This window comes from Cryptosporangium japonicum, from assembly GCF_039524755.1.
Taxonomy (GTDB): Bacteria; Actinomycetota; Actinomycetes; order Mycobacteriales; family Cryptosporangiaceae; genus Cryptosporangium; species Cryptosporangium japonicum.
Genome location: NZ_BAAAGX010000006.1, coordinates 153,486 through 174,308 on the forward strand (window position 1 = coordinate 153,486; position 20,823 = coordinate 174,308).

A 20,823-nucleotide genomic window follows, 5' to 3' on the forward strand; every position below is an offset into this window, starting at 1 on the left:
TCCGGGCTAGGCCATCAACGCGGCTCGGACGAAGTCGGTGGCCTCGCCGGACAGGTCGGTGAGGCGGTCGGCCCGACCGTCCTCGACGGCCTCCAGCACCAGTTCGTTGAGGCCGCCGATCACCGCGGTGGCCATCGCCGGGGAGAGCTGCCTGGCGCCCTGCTCGACGCGTTCGAGCAGGAGCGCGGCGAAGTCCTGCTGGCCCCGGCGACGCAGCCGGAGCGCTTCCGGCCCCGCCGACGGCAGCTCGAGCAGCATCGCGCGGGTGAGCGCGGGATCGGACTGGAGCGCCGACAGGTACGCGTGCACCGCCGTGCGCACCTGGTCGCGCCAGTCCATCTCCGGCCGCGCGGCCTCGGCGACCACCCGCAGCAGCCGGTCGCTGGCCGCGGCGTACACCGCGAGAAAGCACTCCTGCTTGTCGGCGAAGTGCTCGTAGAACGTGCGCTTCGAGACGCGGGCGTGCCGGGCGATGTCCGCGATCGTGACCGCCCCGTACCCCTTCTCGACCAGCGCCGCACCCATCCCGGACAGCAGACGGCTCCGGTGCCCGCCCGCGGTGTCGTCGGGGTTCGTCGGCCGCACCGCCGCAGTAGTCAACGCTTCACCCTCCTCGCCCGAAATGGTACCGTCACCCCATTCTGGTACGCCCCGGTACCACGAGCGAGGGAGTGCCGTGACCCGACCGCCGACCGTGCTGATCACCGGCGCCGCCCGCGGCATCGGCGCGGAACTCGCCCGCCAGGCCACGGCGGCGGGCGCCCGGGTGGCCCTGGTGGGGCTGGAGCCCGGCCGGCTGTCCGCGCTGGCCGACGCACTCGACGGCGCGACCTGGGTCGAAGCCGACGTCACCGACCAGGCCGCGCTCGAGGCGGCGGTCGAGCACACGCTGGCGGCGCACGGCGCGATCGACGTCGTCGTGGCGAACGCCGGGATCGCCAACCACGGCACCGTCGCGGTGACCCCGCCCGAGGCCGTGGCCAAGGTCATCGAGGTCAACCTGCTCGGCGTGGTCCGCACGGTGACCGCCACGCTGCCCGCGGTCACCGCCAGCCGTGGCCACTACCTGCTGGTCTCGTCCGCGGCCGCGTTCGCGATGCTGCCCGGGCTGGCTCCCTACGCCGCGGCGAAGGCCGGGGTGGAGCAGTTCGCCAACTGCCTGCGGCTGGAGTTGGCGCACCGGGGCGTGACGGTCGGCTCGGCCCACCCGATCTGGATCGACACCGACATGGTGCGCTCGCTCGCCGCCGACCTGGGCACGTTCCGCGACGGGCTGCGCCGGGTGCCGGGACCGCTGGGCCGGACGGTGTCGGTGGAGGACTGCGCGTCCGCGCTGCTGACCGGCATCACCCGGCGCGCGCGGAAGGTGTACGTCCCGCGTTCGGTGGCGGTGCTGTCGGCGTTGCGGACGCTGCTGCTCGGGCCGGTGGCCGACCGGGTGATCAGCGCGCAGGCCAGGACCATGGTGCCGCAGTTCGAGGCCGAGGTGGCGGCGAGCGGTCGCTTCTTCGGTAGTCACAGCACAGCACTGGGAGGCGACGATGCCCGTTGACCCGTCGATCGAGTCGTTGTTGGCGCTCATCAACTCACCGGGGATGCCGGGGCTCGCGGCCGGCACCCCGGACGAGGCACGGCGGAACTTCCGCGCGTTCACCGTCGACGTCCGGAATCCCTCGACGCTGGTGCCGGTGGCGTCGATCTCGGACGTCACCGTCGGTGCGCTTCCCGGGCGGGTCTACCGGCCGGACGGGGACGGGCCGGTGCCGACGGTCGTGTTCTTCCACGGTGGCGGGTTCGTGCTCGGTGACCTCGACACCCACGACGACCACGCGCGGTGGATCTGCCGTGAGGTCGGCGCGGTCGTGCTCAGCGTCGGCTACCGGTTGGCACCGGAGTCACCCTGGCCGGGCCCGGTGGAGGACGCGCTCTCGGCGGTGCGCTGGGCGTCGGAACACATCGACTCGCTGGGCGGGGACGCGTCGCGGATCGCGGTCGCCGGCGACAGCGCGGGCGGGAACCTGGCCGCGGTCGTCGCGCAGGACTGCCGGGACGCCGGCGGCCCGGCGATCGCCGCGCAGCTGCTCATCTACCCGGCGACCGACTTCGTCGAGGAGTACCCGTCGATGGCGGAGAACGCCGAGGGGTACTTCCTGACCGGCACCGACATGGCGTGGTTCACCACGAACTACGTCCCGCCGACGGCGGACGTGTCCGACCCCCGGCTCTCGCCGTTGCGCGGGCGGCTGGAGGGGCTGCCGCCCGCGGTCGTCGTCACCGCGGAGTTCGATCCGCTGCGTGACGCGGGTGAGGCGTACGCGGCGGCGCTGTCCGCGGCGGGCGTACCGACCAGGGCGCACCGCTTCGACGGGCTGATCCACGGCTTCTTCGCGATGACGGTCGCGTCCCCGGCGGCGGAGAAGGCGCTGCGCGAATCGTGCGCGTCGCTCCGTGAGCTGCTGGGGTGAGGCTCACACCGGCGTGAGCTCGGGCGCGACCCGCTGGGTGGGGATGGTGACCGGACCCGCGAGCGCCACCAGGACGTCCTCGCGGGTGAGGCCGGTGTCGGGTTCGGACACCGGCGCGGACCGGACGCGCGCCAGCACGTCCGGATCGTTGAGCACCGACGACGGCACGACCAGCAGGTTCTGCATCCGCGTGTAGGCCGACCAGACCACCGGGTCGTGCTGCGCCGCCCGTGCGAGCTCGGCGTGGGTCGTTGACCCGGCGTCGAGCGCGGCCGAGTCGCGGAACCACGGCGCGATCTCGGCACCGATCGCGGCGTCCATGGCGAGCGTGCGCGCGGTCACGTCGGCCGGTGCGAGACCCGGGTTGGCGTCGACGGCCTGCACCAGGCGCACCGCCGAGAGCATCGCCAGCGTGACGCCCCGACCGTGCCCCGGCGACGTCGCGCACACCGCGTCGCCGACCGGGAGCAACCCGACGACGAGCGGGCGCCCGTCCTTGGTCAGGCGCTGGAGTCGGTTGTCGGCGCTGGTGAGACGCGCGACCCGGGTGAGGCGCCGGCTGACGTCCGGATCGATCCACTCGGCGAAGCCCGGAACCGCGGCGGCGGCACGGTCGAACGCACGGCCGTCGACGAGCGCGTCGAACGCCCGGTCGTCGGCGGGCACCTCGAACGTCACCGCGAACACCCCGGCTTCGGCCGGGATCAGCCGGCTCCGGAAACCCTCGTAGGCCCCGCCGAGCACCGCGCCGGGGCCGGGCCGGCCACCGCGCATCTCGTAGAAGCGGGTGTGCGACGTGACCGCACCCGGGGTCTCCTCGACGGTCAGCGGCGGTCCGCCGGCCGCCAGCAGCCACCCGGGCACCGGCGAACGCCGGCCGGCCGCGTCGACGACCAGGTCGGACGGCAGGAACTGCCCACCGGCCAGCCGGACCGCGGTGACCCGCGGGTACTCGCTCTTGCCGAGCACCAGGCCCACCGCGGGCAGCCCGGAGAGCAGCGTGACGCCACGCTCGCCGAGCACCGCGCGGCGCAGCACCCACTCGAACACCGACCGCCGGGCCGCCAGCCCGACCAACCGGGGGTCGTCGTCGACCGGACCGGTCAACGTGGAGGGTGCGTGCTGCGTCAGCCGGATCTCGGCGATCTCGGCGCGGCGCATCGCGGCCAGCACGTCCGGCGCCTCGGCCGCGAGCAGTTCACGGCAGCGGGCCGGGAAGACGTGCGCGTGGGCCGCCTGCGGGGTGCTCGAACGCCACCACCAGCGGGCGTCGGCCAGCGCCGCGGGAGCCGCGATCGGCTCCTGCTCCACCACGACGACGCGGTGACCGCGCCGCCCCAGCAGGAGCGCGGCGGTGAGGCCACCGATGCCGGCCCCGACGACGACCACGCTGAGCGGCGTGCCCGTATCCGGAACGGACGGCCGGCGAACCGGGCCCGCCGACCGGGACTTCTGCCGCTTACGCACCTTGAACCAGGATCTCACTGCCACGCTGCGACCGGAACGCTTCCTGTATCGGACGAGTCACCGGAGGCGCTCGTCGCGGTGCCGACCCGACCGATCATCGCCTGCCGGGCCAAACCGACGGCCTCGGCGACGTCGACGTCGGCGATCGCCGCACCGGCCGCGGTGCCCGTCGTGGCGAGCACGTCGCCACTCGGGTCGACGACCTTGGCGCTCGCGACGAAGCGGACGTCGCCGAACGTGCCCGACTGGTTCGCGGACAGCCAGAGCAGCTGGTTCTCCACGGCGCGGGCCCGGTCGAACAGGTCGAACCGCCGGGTCCACCGGTCACGACCGAGGTCAGGTGAGGAGTTACCGCTGCTCGCCGGCCACGCCGAGAGGCAGACGCCGATCTCCGCGCCGTCGGCGGCGAGTGCTCGTGCGGTCTCGGGGAAGGCCTTGTCGTAACCGATCATCATCCCGATTCTGCCTACAGGAGTGTCGAAAGCACCAAACGGCTCACCCGTTGCGTGACGCCCCAGTACGCCATCTCCGGTGACGCACACCGCACTGTTGTACCGAACCACACCGCGTTCGCGGTAACCGGCGCACACCACCATGTCGCCGGCGAGCTGCGCGAGGCGACGGACCTCCGGCCCGTCCGGGTCGAGCACGGGCGGTGCGTCGTCGGCGTCCGCGGCGTATCCCCCGAGACAGGCGTCCGGCAACGCCACCATGCGGACGCCACGCGCCCGGCTCAACGCGAGCACGCGTCCGATTCGTGCGAAACACTCGTCGAGGTCGCGGCCGAACGGTGCGGCCACCGCCGCGAAACGCGTCGTTCTCATCGCATCCCCCATGGTGGATCCGGTTTCGCCCCACCTAGTCCAGAGGTCGCGGATTAACTCACGATGACAACCGGAATAAACTCCTGTCGCCAGACCATCCCGAGCTGTGGGGACAGCCTGTGACCACGACCTCGCCCGCCAGAACCCCCGCGCCACGGGGCCGGCCCCGCGACCCCGCGCTGGAGGACCGCGTCTTCCGCGCCGCGATCGAACTGTTCGGCCGGAAAGGCTGGGCGGGCTTCACGATCGACGGCGTCGCGCGCGCCGCCGGCGTCGGCAAGGCATCGCTCTACCTGCGCTGGGAGAGCAAACAGCAACTGCTGTTCGACGCGCTCGCGGCGCGGGCGTCGGTGGACGTCTCGATCGACACCGGCGACATCCGCTCCGACCTGCGCCATCTCGGGTCCCAGCTGCTCAACATGTTCTGGGCCGACGGCGGGGTGACGTACATGCGCCTGGTCGTCGAAGGCGCGGTGCACGAGGAGTTCGCCGAGCACCGCGACCGGCTGACGCACCCGACGATGCTGGCCGCCCGCCAGATCGTGCGGCGGGCGACGGCCCGGGGCGAACTGCCCGCCGGTACGTCGCCCGCGCTGGTGCTCGACGCGATTCTCGGCGCCACGATGGTGCACGTCGCGGTCACGCCCGCGGAGTTGCGGGACGTGGCGCGCGAGCAGAGCGACAAGTACCTCGATCAGCTCGTCGATCTGGTGCTCGCCGGGGTGCGCGGCACCGCCGGTTAGCCGCGGGCGTCGCGCGGAGGGGCACCGTCCGGTTCCGGCGGGCCGTAACGGCCTGCCCGTCCGTCCGCCGGGAGCAGTACCTGCGTGCAACGACTGGTGGCCAGCAGGACACCGTCGGCGTCGTGCAGTTCGGCCGCGCAGAACACCACGCGACGCGTCCGCCGGATCACCTCACCGGTCGCGCGCAGCAGCCCGGGGCGGGAGCTGCGCAGGAACTCCACCCGCAGGTCCGCGGTGAGGAACGCCTGGTCGTTGTCGAGCACGGTCCAGCACGCGCCGCCCATCGCGGCGTCGAGCAGCGCGGTGACGAGCCCGCCCTGCACGATCGGCCCGCCCGCGGACGGGAAGCAGTAGTCGGGCGTGGCGTCCCACTCGACCGTGCTGCTGCCCGGTTCCCAGCCCGACTGCCGGTAGCCGAGCGTCCGCCAGAGGTGCGGCCCCTCGCCGTCGACGTCGGCCCAGAGCTCGGGGTCGGTGAACCGCTCTCCGGCGGTGATACCGCGCCCGGAGACCCGCTGTTCGTCGGTCATCTATTCCTCCGTCGAGCGTGACGTCGCGGCGATCCGCGCGCCGAGGTCGAGCACAAAACGGTCCCAGCTCCGGCGCGGATCGCGCCCGGTCAACTCACGCACCCGCCGCAGGCGGTACCGCAGGCTCTGCGGGTGCAACCCCACGCGGACGGCCGCGGTGGTCGCGGAGCCGGCGGCCAGGAACGCCTCGAGCCCTTCCCGGACGTGTTCCTGCCCCGGGTCGAGCAGCGCGCCGAGCAGGCGGCGGGCGACGAGCCCCGGCGCGGCCGGTGGACGCCCGGCCAGCACCGCGAGCGCGTAGCCGTCGGACTCGCCGAGGAGCGGGCCGCCCTCGTAGGCGTCGGGCGGCGCGAGGTCGAGCGCGAGGGTGGCCAGGCGGTAGGCGTCGACGAGCGTGTCCGGCCGCGGCGGGCGAATCGCGCAGCCGCGGCCGCGCAGCTCGGTGAGCACGGCGCGGATCGTGTCCTCGTTCCGCACCGGGAGCAGCAGCACGACCCGGTTGCCGTGCACGGTGACCAGCGGACCGGCACCCAGTGCCGCACCGAGTTCCGCGGCCGGCGGCGCCCCGTCCCGCTCGGCGACGAGCAGGCAGGCCGGGTTGGGCAGCACGACGTCGAGCGCGCGGGAGCGGTCGGCGGCCGCACCGGGGTGCGCCTGGCGTCCGGCCAGCAAATCGTCGAGGAACTCGCGCACCGCACGGGCGCGGTCGACGGTCAGCCGCTCCGCGGAGACGCTGTACCCCTCGTAGATGGCCTCACTGAGCTGGTCGAAGCTGCTCAGCCAGAGCCGCGCGAACGCGATCGTGTCCGCGACCGTCAGCGCGGGCTCGACCAGCTCGACGATCTGATCGATCGCGGTGTTCGCGGCGACCCGGTACGCACGCAGCACGCTCGGCAACGGACGCCCGTCCGCGGCCCGCGCAGCCCCGATGCCCCGCACCCGGAGCAGGTCGTCCTCGCTCAGCTCGGCCCGGTCCACCCACAGGTCGAGGACGCGCCGCAACAACCAGAGCGCGATCGCACGCACCTCGGCGAGCTGGCGGGCGTCCAGCGCACGGTAGGCCGGGATCTCCGCGACGATGCGCTCGAGAAGCAGGTCACCGATCTTGTCCTCAGCCGCGAGAACGGTGCTGCGAACACCCGCCCGTTCCATGCTGCCACCCCAGCAGCTTCGGCACCGGGTGACAAGCGGTTCTCACGCAGCCGCGGCCGGCGTCAGCACGGTCAGGTCGTCCACCAGCGTCGAGCACTCCGCGAGCAGGGTCCTGGGCACCCGGATCGTCTGCTGGTGCCCTGGGCGGCCGACCTGGCTGCCCAGGTGCACGGCCAGCCAGTCGAGGACGACGACCAGGTGACCGCGCAGGTCGACCAGGAGCGAGTCCAGCTCGGCCAACTCGTCGGCGAGCACCGTGCGGCTCGTCCACCGACCGGGGTTGGTGGACGAGCCGGCGAGCCAGGCGCTCGCGCGCTGACCGGCGTCGGCGGCACCCATGACGGTGCGGGTCTCCGGGGGCACGGCCGCCGTGATCCGGAGCAGGCTGTAGGCCGCCCGTGCGGTCAGCGCCTGCCGGATCTCGTGCTGACGCAGCAGCTCGTCGAGGCTTTCGAGGGTGTTCGACACATTTGTTCAGTCGGCCACCCACCCGGCCGCTGAAGGCCGGCACCCGTCCCGCTCCCTGATTACGCCTGCGGATCGGCGGACTGGATGACCTCGAACTCGAGCAGGGACGAGCCGGACGCGACCGGGCGGGCCCGCTCCCCGGAGTGCGCCTCCATCGCCGGGCCGTTCACCCAGGCCTGGAAGTGCTCCTCGCTCTCCCACCGGGTGTAGACGAAGTAGCGGGTCTCCCCCTTCACCGGACGGAGCAGCTCGAACCCCAGGAATCCGGGCGAGCCCTCGACCGCGCCGTGCCGCGCGCCGAAGCGCTTCTCCAGCTCGGGGCCGGCGCCCTCGGGAACCTCGATCGCGTTGATCTTCACGACAGCCATACCGGCGAGCCTAACTGCGAGACGTGTGCGCTCACGATGCGCCAGCCCGCGTCGAAGCGCACCCAGGTCTGCGACTGCCGGCCGAGCGCGTCGCCGTCCGGGTACGTGAACAGCGTCGTCACGACCGCGTAGTCGGTGCCGAACGTCGTGACCCTGGTCTCGGCGAGCGTCCGGCCGGGCGGCACCGGCGGCTGTTCCGCCCGCCACGCACGCAGCTCGTCGACGCCGTTCTGCCGGTCCGCGACCCCGAACCGCACGGTCTCCTCCGCATCCCAGAACCAGCGCAGGATGCCGGCCCGGTCGTCGCGCACCAGCGCGTCCTCGTACGCGCGGAAGGCCGCCAGTACCTCGGCCACGACCTCCGGATGGTCGATCTCCATCCAGCCCTCCCGGTGAGGGCCCCGCCGCGCGGGCGCGGCGGGGCCGGGTGTCACTTCTCCGCCGGGGCCGACGCTTCGGCCGGGCTCTTCTCCGCCGGAACCGCGTCGGACGCGGCCTTCTCGTCGGCGGGCACCGCGCGGGGCGCCGGCATCACGTCGGCGGCCGGTACCAGCGTCGCGGCCGGCTCCTCCCCCGGCAGCACCGCGGCGCCGCCGCCGTGCAGGCGGTCGAGTTCGATCTCCTCGGCATCGCGGACGCGGGGCGCCGGGCGCGTCGCGGCGAACGCGGCACACACGATCGCGACGAAGAGATAGCCGAGCGCGACCGGCCCGTTCATGTTCCAGCCGACCTCCGGCGCGTGGATCAGCCCGACGAACGAGAGCACCGCGCCGACCGCGGCCACCACCGTGGCCCCGACGAACTTCTTGTCGATCAGGAACACCACGAGCGCGCCGAGCACCATGCCGGCGAGCACCGCGCCCTGCCCCAGCGTGTTCAGCCCGCCGTAGACGACGCCCGCGTTCGCCAGCGCGTCCTCGCCCACCGCGGCGGCCGTCGTGCCCGCCGCGGCCAGCGCGTTGTCCATCTGCCCGGCGGCCCACGACGCGATGTTCGGGATGAGCGCGGCCACCACCGCGGCGGCGTGGGCGCGTGGCGTCGCCTGGAACGCCTGCGCGCCGATCAACAGACCGATGTACAGCAGGATCGGGACGATCGCCGCGGTCGGCAGGATCGCGCCGAGCAGCGAGAACATGCCCAAGAAGCAGAGGATCGCGATGACGACGCCGGTCGCCAGCGAGTAGCCGGCCCGACCACCGGCGGCCTTCCACCCCGGGTGCCCGACGTACACGGCCGGCGGGAACGGCGAACCGAGCGCGGCCCCGATCACCGCTCCGGCCCCGTCGGCCAGCAGGATGCTGCGCAGGTTGTAGTTGTCGCCGGCGGTGGCGGCGCTCTCGACGTTCGTCATGCCCTCGGTGAAGTTGTAGACGCCGAGCGGGATCGCGGTCGCGAGCAGCGGCCCGACCTCACGCAACCCGTCGAACAACTCCCCGAAGTGGAAGTTCGGGATCGCGAACGCGATGTCCTTCGCGGCGGCGCTCACGTCCGGGACGCTCATCGCGCCGCCGATCCAGCCGATGGCCGTGCCGAGCACCAGCGCCGCGAGCCCGATCGGGATGTTGCCCGGCAGCTTGAGGTCGGTGAACAGGCCGATCAGCAGCAGCGCGAACACCGGCAGCGCGATCCAGGCCTGCGCCCACATCTGCCCGGCCGGCCGCATCGAGATGAACGTGATGCTGATACCGGCCAGCGTGCCGAGCATCGCCGCGCGCGGCGTCCAGCGCCGGATGTACGGACCGACGAACGCGCCGATCAGCACGATGATCCCGATGATGAACGCCCAGGCCAGCCCGGCTTCCCAGGCCCGGAGCGCGTCTTTGGTCTCCACGTAGATCGGCAGCATGATCAGGAACACGACGATGAACATGTGCGGGACGCTGGGCCCGTACGGCATCGCGGTGACGTCGCTGCGGTTCTCCCGCGCGGCCAGGCGTCGCGCGAGGTAGGTGTAGTACGCGTTGCCCGCGACGAGCGCGATGCCCAGGGCGGGCAGGATCGAGCCGAAGACGTCGTCCTTGGGGATGTGCACGACGAACAGGCACAGGCCCGAGAGCGTCAGGACGTTGACCAGGACGTTGATGCCCAGGCCGAAGAACGCGTTGGTGTCGCCGCGGACCCAGAGCGGAAGGGCGGAGTTCGACCGCGCGAGCTTGATCATCGTCATCTCTCCAGTGCGTCGAGCACGGCGGCGGACGGAGCGACCCAGCCGAAGATCCCGCCCTGGGCGGCGATCATGTCGAGGGCGACCCGGTGGAACTCGGGGAAGTAGGAACCGACGCAGTCGGCGAGCACCAGGCACTCGTAACCCCGGTCGTTCGCCTCGCGGACCGTGGTGTGCACACAGACCTCAGTGGTTACGCCGGCCACGATCAAGCTCGTGATGTGGTGTTCCTTCAGGAGTTCGCCGAAGTTCGTGGCGTAGAACGCCCCCTTGCCGGGTTTGTCGACGACCGGTTCGCCGGGGAGCGGCTTGAGTTCGTCGACGATGTCCTGGCCCTCCTCGCCGACGACGAGGATCCGGCCTTTCGGGCCGGGGTCACCGATCCGGAGCGAGGGGTTGCCCCGGTTGAGCTTCGCGTCCGGGAGGTCGGAGAGGTCGGGCCGGTGGCCCTCGCGGGTGTGGACGATCAAGATTCCGGCGGCGCGGAACGCGGCCAGGATCGCCGCCGTGGGTTCGATCGTCGAGCGCAGCAGGCTGACGTCGTTGCCGAGCGTCTCGCCGAAGCCACCCGGCTCCATGAAGTCGCGCTGCATGTCGATGACGACGAGCGCGGTGGTGGCCGGGTCGAAGGAGTAGGGGTACGGACGCGCGTCGACGGACAGAGTGGGCATGGCGCGCCTCTCAGGGGGCAGCGGTGAGCGCTTCGGCTTCGGCCGGGATCGAGGTGCCGGCGATGATGTCGTCGGACGTGCTCACGCACCCGAAGACTCCGCCCTGCATCGTCACCATGTGCAGCGCGGCGGCGTGGTTGCCCGCGTCGGTGGCGCCGGTGCAGTCGGACAGGATCACGCACTCGTAGCCGCGGTCGTTGGCCTCGCGCATCGTGGTGTGGACGCAGACGTCGGTCGTGATGCCGGTGAGGATGATGTGCGTGATGCCGTGCGTCCGGAGTACGAGGTCCAGGTTCGTGGCGTAGAACGCGCCTTTGCCGGGCTTGTCGATCACGACCTCGCCCGGGGCCGGCGCCACCTCGGGAACGATCTCCCAGCCGGGCTCGCCCCGGACCAGGATCCGGCCGCACGGGCCGGCCGCGCCGATCTCGGCGCCGATCTGCGCCGAGCGCCAGCGCTTGTTCGGGGGCAGGTCCGAGAGGTCGGCGTCGTGCCCCTCCCGGGTGTGGACGACGAGCATGCCGAGCGCGCGTGCGTGCTCGAGGAGACGGGCGGTGGCCGGTAACCCGGCCCGGGTCAGCGCGATGTCGTAACCCATCGAGTCGACGTAGCCGCCGGGGCCGCAGAAGTCGGTCTGCCAGTCGATGCAGATCAGTGCGATCTTGTCGACGGGCGCGGACCCGTCGTACGGCCAGGAGTAGGGCTGAGCTCTGACCGGCCCGATCCGGGCCGCTTCACCAGATTGCATATTGTCGATTGTCGAGCGCCCTTTTTCCGGAAGCGCTCCTCGACGTTACGAATCAATGACGCGGAGTCAGATGTACTGGCGGGCGCCGTGGGTCGACAGCTCGGCCAGCACGACGTCGGCGTCGGCCTCGACGCCGGTGATCGTGTCGTACAGGCGCTGGTGCCGGGCCACGTTGTCGGCCCCGTGCCCGTCGTCGGCCTCGCGACGCAGGTTGATCGCCATGTAGAGCTGGGTCTTCACCAGCACCGACTCGTGCACCCAGGCGAGCTGGCGATTGTTCGCGAGCCCGACCAGCGCGACGTGGAAGTTGCGGTGCGCCTCGGCCATCGCGAACCGGTCCCCGACGCGGTCGGCGGCACGCATGGCCTCGAGCTGCGCACCGAGCGCGACGAGCCGGCGCGGGTCGTCGATCGGGAACGACTGCTCGACCGCGTAGCGCTCCAGCACGTCACGCACGCCGTACAGCTCCCGCAGGTCGGCGTCGGTCAGCGTGGCCACCCGCGCACCGCGCCGCGGGAAGTGGTCGACGAGGCCCTGCTGCCCGAGCAGCCGGAGCGCCTCGCGCAGCGGAGCGCGGCTGATGCCGAACCGACGGGTGAGCTGTTCTTCGATGAGCCGTTCGCCCGGTTCGATCCCGCCGCTGAGGATGTCGGCACGCAGCCGGGCGACCGCGAGGTCGACGAGGCTCGGAGTCTCCAGCTCACCGGTGTCGGGTCCCACTCGGACGAGTCTGCCAGCCGCTGTCCGAGCCCAACTGACCCCCCGAACGGTCGACGCCGTACAAACCGGAGGGTCACACCTGCCTGACCGGATCGGCAGACCCCCTCCGGGCCAGCACTGGACCTGAGCGCCAGGAGCTGACGAGCCGGCCGGACGGCCTTCTCATGGAGGCCGACGGAGTGTTCGCCCGCGAACGTTCCGGGCGTTCCCGCCACGATCACGGGCTCAGCCGCCAACCCCGACCCTGGTCGTACACGCTTCCGACTACCGGGAAGGACCGGGACGATGACGATCTCGCTGGAGTTGCTGACCGACCGCCGCTGCCCCTTCGACCGCTCCGAGGGCGCGGCCTGCCCCGGTTCGAGCGCCTGCGTCGGACGCGCGACCTTCGTCGGGAACGACCCGGTTCTTCCGGCTGCGGTCTGACCACTCGTACCCGCCCGCTGTCGTGATGCGACAGTGCAGCTCAGCCGGTCATTCGGCGGCAGTGTCGGCCTTCCGACTCCCCGCCGGTACCGGCCACTTGTCCGGTTACGCCGCCCTGGACCCCGTGATAACTTTCTCCGGATTCATGGTCCAGTCACAGGCGCCGGCCGCCGCCGATATCGACGCTCTTCTCTCACCCTCCGAGTGGAGGAACTCCCCATGCGTCTGCCTCGTCCCAGACTGACCGCCGCGGTTCTCGCTGTGTGCGTCGCGGGCCTCACCCTTGGTGTCGCCACGCCCGCCCAGGCCCACAAGCACCCGACGCCGGTCGAGCTGATCTCCCCGGCGGTCGTCCGGATCATGACCTACGGCAAGGTCAGCATCTCGCTGATCGAGCACAACTTCCGCGGCTCCACCGGCAACGACATCTCGCTCGTGCAACGCTCCTACCAGCCCCTGCTGGCCACCGGCAGCGGCTCGGTGGTCAACCCGAGCGGCACGATCGTCACGTCGCCGAGCGTCACCGGGGTGGACCTGAAGCGGGCCGCGGTCTTCGCGGTCAACAAGATCTTCAACGAGCGGTACGGCGACGGCGCTCCGATGCCCGCCGACCCGTACAGCAAGGCCAAACCGTCGGCCAACACCGACGACGTCGTCAGCAAGCGGCTGCAGCGCTGCTACCAGGGCAACACCACCGACGAGACCGGCGGCTGCGTGATCTTCACGCAGGCCGTGGTCACCGTCCAGCCGTTCGTCGCCGACCAGAGCAAGTTCGGTGACCTGCCGGCCGAGGTCGTGTACCCCACCGCGGGCAAGAAGTCCGACGTCGCGGTGCTGAAGGTCGGCGCGAGCAGCATGCCGTCGGTCGTGCTCGGCTCGTCCTCCGCGGACGTCGAAGCGGTCAGCTCGCTCGGCTTCACGAACACCCCGTCGGACGAGAAGTCGCTGAAAATCACCCAGGCCCACTTCACGAAGAAGGGCAGCGGTGTCGTCCGGCCCAACGACGACTACCTGGCCCAGCTGAAGACCGGGTTCACCAGCGGCATGTCCGGCGGCCCGGTCGTCTCCGAGAAGGGCCAGGTCGTCGGGTTCCTCGCCCAGTCCGGCAACGACATCAAGCTGGTCGGGCCGGAAGCGATCACCGAGGCGCTGGCCGCCATCGGCGTCGAGGCCGAGCGCGGCCCCACCGACCTGGTCTACGAGAACGCGCTGCACAACTACAACAACCAGCTGTACACCGCGGCGGCGCCGAACCTCACCCAGGTGCTCAAGCTCTACCCCGGGCACGCGCTGGCCACCGAGAAGCTGACCACCGCCCAGCAGCGCAAGGGCACCTCGGCCGACAAGGGCACGAACGGCGCGACCGACACGTCCGGCTTCGGCAACACCGGAGACACCAGCTCGAGCGACTCCGGCGGCTCCACGAACATCCTGCTGTGGGGTGGGCTGGCCGCGGTCGTCGTCCTCGCGGTGCTGCTCGGCGTCGTGCTGCTGCGCGGCCGCGGTCGCGGCAAGGGCGTTCCGGCTCCCGACGGGTCGAGCTCCGACCCGAACCTGATGCCCGGCTACGGAGCTCCGTACCCCGGCCAGGCCGGGCCGCCGCCCGGCTGGGTCGATCCGCGCTACCAGCAGTACGCCGGCCAGCCGTATCCCGGCGTTCCCGCGTACAGCGAGACGCCGTTCCCGGGCGCGCCCGACCCGAACTCGGAGGCGCAGACCGTGCTGCGGTACTCGCCGACGAACCCGCCGCCGGTCAGCGGCGTTCCGGCGGTGGCCGGGCCGCCGGTGCCGGGCGGGAGCAACCCGTCGGGTGCGACCGCGGTGATCGGCGCCGAGGGCGCACCCGCGGCCGCGCAGCCCGGCTCGCTGGCCGGCGCGCTCGCCACCCACCGCGAGAGCGCCGCCAGCAGCTGCGACCAGTGCGGGCAGCCGCTCCAGCCGGGGCAGCAGTTCTGCGGGTACTGCGGGAACCGGGTGCACTGACCGTGTCGAACCAACCGGTGGTCAGCGATGAGTGATCCAGTCGAGTCCGCGCGCCTGGACGGGCTTCGCGCTGCGGGCTACGAGATCCACTCGCTCATCGGGCGCGGGGGGATGGCGTACGTCTACCGCGCTGAAGACACCCGTTTGGGTCGCATCGTCGCGGTGAAGGTGCTGGCGCCGGAACTCGCCCAGAACGACGAGTTCCGGCAACGGTTCCTGCGCGAGTCACGCCTCGCGGCGTCGCTCGACCACCCGAACATCATTCCGATCTACGAGGCCGGCGAGGTCGACGGACACCTCTACCTCGCGATGCGGTTCGTGGAGGGCGCTGACCTCAAGGTCGTGCTGAAGCGGCGGGGCACGCTCACCGTCGAAGAGGCGATGACGCTGTTCGGCCAGGTCGGCGCCGCGCTCGACGCCGCCCACCAGGCCGGGCTGGTGCACCGGGACGTCAAACCGGCGAACATCCTGGTGTCGGCGGCCACCACGCCGGCCGGGCGCGACCACGTCTATCTCAGCGACTTCGGGCTCACCAAGCGGGCCTCGTCGCTGACCGGCGTGACGGCCACCGGCATCGTCGTCGGCACGATGGACTACGTCGCGCCGGAGCAGATCGGCGGCAAGCCGGTCGACGCGCGCACCGACGTCTACGCGCTCGGCTGCGTGGTCTACCAGGCGCTCACCGGCAAGGTGCCGTTCACCCGGGACGACGACGCGGCGCTGCTCTGGGCCCACCTGATGGAGATGCCGACCCCGGTCAGCTCGGTGCGGCCGGAGATCCCGGTCGAGGTCGACCAGGTGATCGCGACCGCGATGGCCAAGGGGCCGGAGGGCCGGTTCGCGTCCTGCGGCGAGTTCATCGCCGCGCTCGGAGCGGCGTTCGGCGGCAAGCCGGTGAACCTGCCGACGGCCGCGAGCGGCACCGCGGTCACCCCGAGCAGCGCGCCTCCCGCACCGCCGACGCCGCACTCGCCCACCACGCCGCCGCCGGCCTCCGGGCCGCCGTCGTGGACGGCGCCGCCCGCCACCGGCGCGAACCCGCAGCAGCAGGGCACGCCGCTGCCCACCGCGCAGTGGCCCGGGGGCGAGTACTCGCCCCAGGCCTACTCGCCGCAGACCTACTCGCCGCAGAGCGCTCCGCCGGCCGGCACCTACCCGAACCAGTACTCGCCGACGCAGTTCCCACCGGCCGGGTACCCGCATTCGGCACCGCCGCACTCGGCGCCCCCACACTCGGCGCCACCACACTCGGCGCCACCGCACTCGGCCCCGCCGAGTCAGGGCCTGCCGTACCCGTACTCCGGGCCGCCGCACCCCGGCTCCAGCCCGCCGTACCAGTACTCGGGGCCGCCGCATCCGTTCTCCGGGCCGCCGCAGGGCATCAGCGCGCCACCGCACGTGGCGAGCGGACCGCCGGCGCGGCCGAACTCCGACGGCAGGCGCAAGCTGCTGATCGGCGGGCTCGCCGGCCTGCTGGTGCTGGCGATCGCGCTCGTCCTCGTGCTGGTGATCAAGCCCTTCCAGGAGGGCACGAAACACTTCACGGCGACGACGACGGTGCCGGTCTCGTTCGACTACCCGGAGAGCTGGCGGACGCACGGCGAGGGCACGAACGTCGTCTTCTCACCGCACGCCGACGAAGCGTCCACGCTGTTCACCACCACCGGCACGAGCGCCGGCTGGACGCAGCTCGAACGGGAGCTGCGCAGCGACCCCGACTCCGTCGTCGGCGTCTACACGCTGTTCCTCACCACCGCCTTCCCGAACACGGCCGACGAACGTCGGGCGTCGTTGATCGCGCAGATGCCGACCACCCTGTCGCTCGACCCGCAGGAGACGACGGTCATCGACGGCCGCGACTCGACCCTGCACGACGGGACGCTGCGTCAGGACGGCGGCGACGGTGAGCTGCGGATCCGTTGTTTCGTCACCACCGACCCGACGTCGAACCAGACCGTTGTGCTCGTGTTCTTCTCGTCCGAGGGCGCGTGGAGCAAGAACGAGAGCAAGTTCAAGGCTCTGCTCGACTCGGTGAAGTTCAGCTAAGAGGAGGACCCCCGGTCGATGGAATGGTCAGCGCTGTCCATGATCGCGGACAAGGAGCGACGCGAGCTGCTCGCCGTCGCCCGGCGCCGTAAGTTCCGCCGGAACGAAGTCCTGTTCCACGAGGGGGATCCGGCCAACTCACTGCACCTGATCGAGTCCGGTCACGTCAGTGTCCGGGTCACCACCGGGGCCGGCGACAGCGTGACGCTGGCCGTGCTCGGCCCGGGTGAGACCGTCGGCGAGCTGGCGTTACTGGAAGCCGATCCGTCCAAGGCGGTGCGGTCGGCGACCGTCACCGCGCTGGAGGGCTGCGAGACGCTCTCGCTGCAGCGCGACCGGTTCGACGCGCTGCGTCAGCAGTACCCGCGGGTCGACCGGGTGCTGGCCGAGCTGCTCGCGAACGAGGTGCGCCGGCTCAACGGCCGGTTGCTGGAGTTCCTCTACCTGCCGGCCGACAAGCGGGTGCTCCGGCGGCTCGCGACGCTCGCCCGCGCGTACGACGACGGGGTCACCCGCCCGGTCGCGGTGCCGCTGACCCAGGAAGTGATCGCGAGCCTGGCCGGTACTTCGCGTCCCACCACGAACCAGGCCTTGCGGGCGGTGGAAGAGGCCGGGATCATCGCGATCGGACGGTCGAAGATCGAGATCCTCAACCCGGCGGCCCTGGTCCGTAAGGCCCGTTGACCGAGTCCCAACCGGCTCGAACAGCGATTACCGTCACGCGCGCGCTGGGTGACGGGGGCCACGCAGTCAGGCTTCCGTCAGTCCGGGTGGGCCGGGGAGCGGCGGGCGCCTACGCTACCTCCGTGCCACCCGTGCTCCGGTGCTCGAATTGCGGCGAGGAAAACAACCCGCCGCAAGCTCGGTTCTGCTTTTCCTGCGGAAACGCGATCAGTTCCGAGGACACCCGCGAACTCAGAAAGACGATCACGGTCGTCTTCACCGACGTCGTGGGTTCCAGCGGGCTGGGCGAACGGCTGGACCCCGAGGTCCTGCGCCGCATGATGACCCGTTACTACGAGCACGCGACCGCGATCCACGTGAAGCACGGCGGCCGGGTGCAGAAGTTCATCGGCGACGCGGTGATGGCCGTCTTCGGCCTGCCCAACTCCCGCGAGGACGACGCCCTCCGCGCGGTGCGGGCCGCGGCGGAGCTCCACGCGTCGCTCGAGGCCCTCAACGAGACGCTCCAGCGTGACTGGGGCGTCACGCTGAACCTGCGCACCGGCGTCAACACCGGCGAGGTGGTCATCGGGCGCGCGTTCCTCGGGCAGGACATCACGCTCGGCGACGTCGTCAACGTCGCCGCACGGCTGGAGACCGCCGCCGAGCCCGGCACCGTCCTGATCGGTGACTCGACCTACCGCCTCTCGCGTGACGCCGTCACCGCGACGATGCTCCCGCCGATGACCGTCCGGGGCCGCGGGGTGCCGGTGGACGCCTGGCGGCTGCTCGCGGTGAAGCCCGGCGCGTCCGGCCACGCCCGGCGCCTGGACGCGCCGATCGTCGGCCGTGCCCGCGAGCTGGAGGAGCTGCGCCGGCTGTTCGACCGCACGGTCGCCGAACGTTCGGTCCGTACCGTCACCGTGCTGGGCACCGGCGGCGCCGGCAAGTCCCGGCTGCTGCACGAGCTGCTGGCCCAGGTCGGCGACCGGGCCACCGTGCTGCACGGCGAATGCCTGAGTTACGGCGACGGGTTGACGTACCTGCCGCTGGCCGAGGTCGTGCGTCAGGCCGCCGAGGCGGGGCCGGAGGAGGACGCCGCCGCGATCCGCCGCAAGCTCTCCACGCTGCTCCCCGGCGACGACCGCACGATCGACGTGCTGGCCGGGCTGCTGGGCGAGCCCACGGCGCCGTCCACGTCCACGACACCGTCGACGACGAGCAGCGTCGAGAACCTCCCGCAGGCCATGTACCGCTTCGCCGCGACGCTCGCCGCGCGGCGTCCGCTGGTGCTGGTGCTCGACGACCTGCACTGGGCCGAGCCGGCACTGCTCGACCTCATCGACCAGCTCGCCGAGTGGCTGCGTGACAGCCCGGTGCTGATCTGCTGTCTGTCCCGGCCCGAGCTGCTGGAGGACCGGCCGGAGTGGGCCCGGGGCGGCAGCCGCACGTCGACGCTGATGCTGGAGCCGCTGGCCGCCGACGAGTCGGCCGCGCTGCTGGACAACCTGCTCGACGGCGCCGAGGGGGCCGAGGAGGTCCGCGCGCGGATCGTCGCGGCGGCCGAGGGCAACCCGCTCTACATCGAGGAACTCGTCGGCATGCTGCTCGACGACGGCTTACTCGACCGGGTCGACGGCCGCTGGGTGCTCACCGCCGAGATCAACCGGCTGGCCGTGCCGCCGAGCGTCGGGGCACTGCTCGCCGCGCGTCTCGACGGCCTGCCGAAGGGCGAACGGGGCGTGCTCGAGCGCGCGAGCGTCATCGGCGACGTGTTCTACCGCAACGGCGTCGTCGCGCTCACGCCGCCCGAGCAGCGCCGGGACGTGACCGGCGCGCTGCTCTCGCTGGTGCGCAAGGAGCTGCTCCGGCCGGAGGGGTCGGTGCTGCACGGGGAGAGCGCGCTGCGCTTCCGCCACCAGCTGGTCCGGGACGCCGCCTACAACTCGCTCTCCAAGCGGGAACGCGCGCACCTGCACGAGGTCGCCGGCCGCTGGATGGAGGAGACGCTCGCCGGGCGGCTGCCCGAGCTCGAGGAGATCGTCGGTTACCACCTGGAACAGGCGGCGCGGTTCCGCACCGGTATCGGCCCGGCCGACCCCGAGACGCAGGAGCTGTCGAGGCGCGCCGCCGAACACCTGGGGCGCGCCGGACGGCGTGCGTTCGCGCGGCGCGACATGCCGGCCGCGATCACGCTGCTGGGCCGGGCCACGTCGCTGCTGCCCGCCGAACATCCCGGCCGGGTCGGGCTGCTACCGCAGTTCGCGGCCGCGCTGGTCGAGCGGGGCGAGTTCAACCGGGCGTCGGACCTGCTGAACGAGGCCACGTCGGCGGCCGGTCGCACCGGGGACGCGGAGCTGCGCGCGGAGGCCGACAAGGTCCGCTCGGTGCTGCGGCTGCTGTCCGGCCGGTCGGCCGACGACCAGACCGGCCTGACGAGCACCGGCGGCCGGGCCCCGATCCCCGACCTCTCGACGACCGTCGAGCTCGGATCCGGCGGTGGTTCGGTGGCGGCGAACTGGACCCTGCTGCGTGACGTCCGGTGGCTGCCGAAGGCGATGAACTCGTCCCGCGGCGTGGCCGACACCGAACCCGGCAGCGGCTCCGGGGACGGCGGCGACGGGCGGCGCCAGGCGATCGCGAAGGGCTTCTCGCTCGCCGCGGTGCTCGGCGACGCCCCGGTCGAGCCCACGATCAACCAGTACCTCCGGGAGCTGTCCAGCGTCACCACGAACCGCACCGCGGAAGTGCGGCTGCGCGGCGCGCTGGCCGGTCTGAGCGCGATGGCCGGCCGGTTCGACGCCGCCCGCGAGAACCTGGTGGCCGCGCAAGCCATCACCGACCGGCTCGGGCTCCGCGTGCGCGCCGTGTCGCTCGCGTACCTCGGCGGGTACGTCGAGATGCTGGCCGGTGACCCGGCCGGCGCGGCCGAGAAGTTGCACGCCGGTGCCGAAGAATGTGCCCAGATGGGCGAACGGTACGTCCTTTCGAACCTGCTGGCGCTGCTGGCCCAGGCCCGGTACGCCCAGGGGGTATTGGCCGAGTCGGCCCAGCTGGCCAGCGACGCCGAGCGGGCGGCGCCGTCCGACGAGGTCGTCGCGCAGGCCACCGCCCGGGCGGCGCGGGGCAAGGCCCTGGCCCGGCTCGGACGGGTGGAGCAGGCGGTGACCGCGGCCCGGTCCGCTGTCGATACGGTGCGCGGAACGGGTTTGTCCACCGTGGAGGCCGACGTCCTGCTCGACCTCGCGGAGGTACTGGAAACGTTGAGGGACCCGATCGGCGCCCGGAACGCGGCCGCCGACGCACTGGAACGGTACGAACGAAAGGGCAACGTGATCTCCGCAGCCCGCGCACGGTCGGTCGTCCTGCGGCTGGGTGGGTGATG

Annotated in this window: 20 protein-coding genes; 8 read left to right on the forward strand and 12 right to left on the reverse strand. The window is 72.2% G+C overall.

Annotated elements, in window-relative coordinates:
• Positions 1 to 6: 6 nt before the first annotated feature.
• The gene (locus tag ABD437_RS05635) at positions 7 to 600 is read right to left on the reverse strand and encodes a TetR/AcrR family transcriptional regulator (protein ID WP_344647659.1); all 594 of its coding nucleotides are present in this window, start codon (positions 598 to 600) and stop codon (positions 7 to 9) included.
• 76 nt (positions 601 to 676) lie between these two features.
• Between ABD437_RS05635 and ABD437_RS05640 the strand changes: the two genes are divergently transcribed.
• Positions 677 to 1,552 (forward strand): SDR family oxidoreductase, encoded by an 876-nt coding sequence (locus ABD437_RS05640; protein WP_344647660.1) that lies wholly within the window; start codon positions 677 to 679, stop codon positions 1,550 to 1,552.
• Positions 1,542 to 2,465, forward strand: a complete 924-nt coding sequence (locus ABD437_RS05645; protein ID WP_344647661.1) for an alpha/beta hydrolase — start codon at positions 1,542 to 1,544, stop codon at positions 2,463 to 2,465. Before ABD437_RS05640 ends, ABD437_RS05645 begins: the two co-directional genes overlap by 11 nt.
• A gap of 3 nt (positions 2,466 to 2,468) precedes the next feature.
• Here the strand turns inward: ABD437_RS05645 and ABD437_RS05650 are convergent, their stop codons facing one another.
• Entirely contained in the window at positions 2,469 to 3,956 is a 1,488-nt protein-coding gene (locus tag ABD437_RS05650) for an NAD(P)/FAD-dependent oxidoreductase (RefSeq protein ID WP_344647662.1), read from the reverse strand.
• On the reverse strand, positions 3,947 to 4,756 hold the full coding sequence (locus tag ABD437_RS05655) for a carbon-nitrogen hydrolase family protein (RefSeq protein WP_344647663.1): 810 nt from the start codon (positions 4,754 to 4,756) through the stop codon (positions 3,947 to 3,949). The genes ABD437_RS05650 and ABD437_RS05655 overlap by 10 nt, the downstream gene beginning before the upstream one ends.
• Positions 4,757 to 4,875: 119 nt before the next feature.
• Here ABD437_RS05655 and ABD437_RS05660 point away from each other — a divergent pair, with 119 nt between their 5' ends.
• On the forward strand, positions 4,876 to 5,499 hold the full coding sequence (locus tag ABD437_RS05660; RefSeq protein ID WP_344647664.1) for a TetR/AcrR family transcriptional regulator: 624 nt from the start codon (positions 4,876 to 4,878) through the stop codon (positions 5,497 to 5,499).
• On the opposite strand, the gene ABD437_RS05665 is transcribed toward ABD437_RS05660, so the two are convergent.
• The 9 genes from ABD437_RS05665 to ABD437_RS05705 all read right to left on the reverse strand — a co-directional run bounded on the left by ABD437_RS05665 (position 5,496) and on the right by ABD437_RS05705 (position 12,320).
• Entirely contained in the window at positions 5,496 to 6,029 is a 534-nt protein-coding gene (locus ABD437_RS05665) for a PaaI family thioesterase (protein ID WP_344647665.1), read from the reverse strand. The genes ABD437_RS05660 and ABD437_RS05665 overlap by 4 nt on opposite strands.
• On the reverse strand, positions 6,030 to 7,181 hold the full coding sequence (locus ABD437_RS05670; protein WP_344647666.1) for a PucR family transcriptional regulator: 1,152 nt from the start codon (positions 7,179 to 7,181) through the stop codon (positions 6,030 to 6,032). It abuts the gene before it with no gap.
• Between the two features lie 42 nt (positions 7,182 to 7,223).
• The gene (locus ABD437_RS05675; protein ID WP_344647667.1) at positions 7,224 to 7,649 is read right to left on the reverse strand and encodes a hypothetical protein; all 426 of its coding nucleotides are present in this window, start codon (positions 7,647 to 7,649) and stop codon (positions 7,224 to 7,226) included.
• Positions 7,650 to 7,708: 59 nt separating this feature from the next.
• Positions 7,709 to 8,017 (reverse strand): antibiotic biosynthesis monooxygenase family protein, encoded by a 309-nt coding sequence (locus ABD437_RS05680; RefSeq protein ID WP_035857868.1) that lies wholly within the window; start codon positions 8,015 to 8,017, stop codon positions 7,709 to 7,711.
• Positions 8,005 to 8,397 (reverse strand): oxalurate catabolism protein HpxZ, encoded by a 393-nt coding sequence (gene hpxZ, locus ABD437_RS05685; protein WP_344647668.1) that lies wholly within the window; start codon positions 8,395 to 8,397, stop codon positions 8,005 to 8,007. Before hpxZ ends, ABD437_RS05680 begins: the two co-directional genes overlap by 13 nt.
• A gap of 50 nt (positions 8,398 to 8,447) precedes the next feature.
• Positions 8,448 to 10,178, reverse strand: a complete 1,731-nt coding sequence (locus tag ABD437_RS05690) for a permease family protein (RefSeq protein WP_344648157.1) — start codon at positions 10,176 to 10,178, stop codon at positions 8,448 to 8,450.
• Positions 10,179 to 10,180: 2 nt separating this feature from the next.
• Positions 10,181 to 10,852, reverse strand: a complete 672-nt coding sequence (locus ABD437_RS05695; protein WP_344647669.1) for a cysteine hydrolase family protein — start codon at positions 10,850 to 10,852, stop codon at positions 10,181 to 10,183.
• A gap of 10 nt (positions 10,853 to 10,862) precedes the next feature.
• Positions 10,863 to 11,600, reverse strand: coding sequence for a biuret amidohydrolase (gene biuH / locus ABD437_RS05700; protein WP_344647670.1), 738 nt, complete (start codon positions 11,598 to 11,600; stop codon positions 10,863 to 10,865).
• 66 nt (positions 11,601 to 11,666) lie between these two features.
• Entirely contained in the window at positions 11,667 to 12,320 is a 654-nt protein-coding gene (locus tag ABD437_RS05705) for a GntR family transcriptional regulator (RefSeq protein ID WP_344647671.1), read from the reverse strand.
• Positions 12,321 to 12,605: 285 nt separating this feature from the next.
• Here ABD437_RS05705 and ABD437_RS05710 point away from each other — a divergent pair, with 285 nt between their 5' ends.
• The 5 genes from ABD437_RS05710 to ABD437_RS05730 all read left to right on the forward strand — a co-directional run bounded on the left by ABD437_RS05710 (position 12,606) and on the right by ABD437_RS05730 (position 20,821).
• Positions 12,606 to 12,746 carry a hypothetical protein gene (locus tag ABD437_RS05710; RefSeq protein WP_344647672.1) on the forward strand — a complete coding sequence of 47 codons (141 nt, stop codon included), beginning with the start codon at positions 12,606 to 12,608 and terminating at the stop codon, positions 12,744 to 12,746.
• A 219-nt stretch (positions 12,747 to 12,965) separates the two neighbouring features.
• On the forward strand, positions 12,966 to 14,729 hold the full coding sequence (locus ABD437_RS05715; protein ID WP_344647673.1) for a trypsin-like peptidase domain-containing protein: 1,764 nt from the start codon (positions 12,966 to 12,968) through the stop codon (positions 14,727 to 14,729).
• A 27-nt stretch (positions 14,730 to 14,756) separates the two neighbouring features.
• On the forward strand, positions 14,757 to 16,775 hold the full coding sequence (locus tag ABD437_RS05720; RefSeq protein WP_344647674.1) for a serine/threonine-protein kinase: 2,019 nt from the start codon (positions 14,757 to 14,759) through the stop codon (positions 16,773 to 16,775).
• 18 nt (positions 16,776 to 16,793) lie between these two features.
• Positions 16,794 to 17,459, forward strand: a complete 666-nt coding sequence (locus ABD437_RS05725) for a Crp/Fnr family transcriptional regulator (protein WP_035857871.1) — start codon at positions 16,794 to 16,796, stop codon at positions 17,457 to 17,459.
• A 122-nt stretch (positions 17,460 to 17,581) separates the two neighbouring features.
• The gene (locus ABD437_RS05730) at positions 17,582 to 20,821 is read left to right on the forward strand and encodes an AAA family ATPase (RefSeq protein ID WP_344647675.1); all 3,240 of its coding nucleotides are present in this window, start codon (positions 17,582 to 17,584) and stop codon (positions 20,819 to 20,821) included.
• The last annotated feature ends 2 nt before the right edge of the window (positions 20,822 to 20,823 follow it).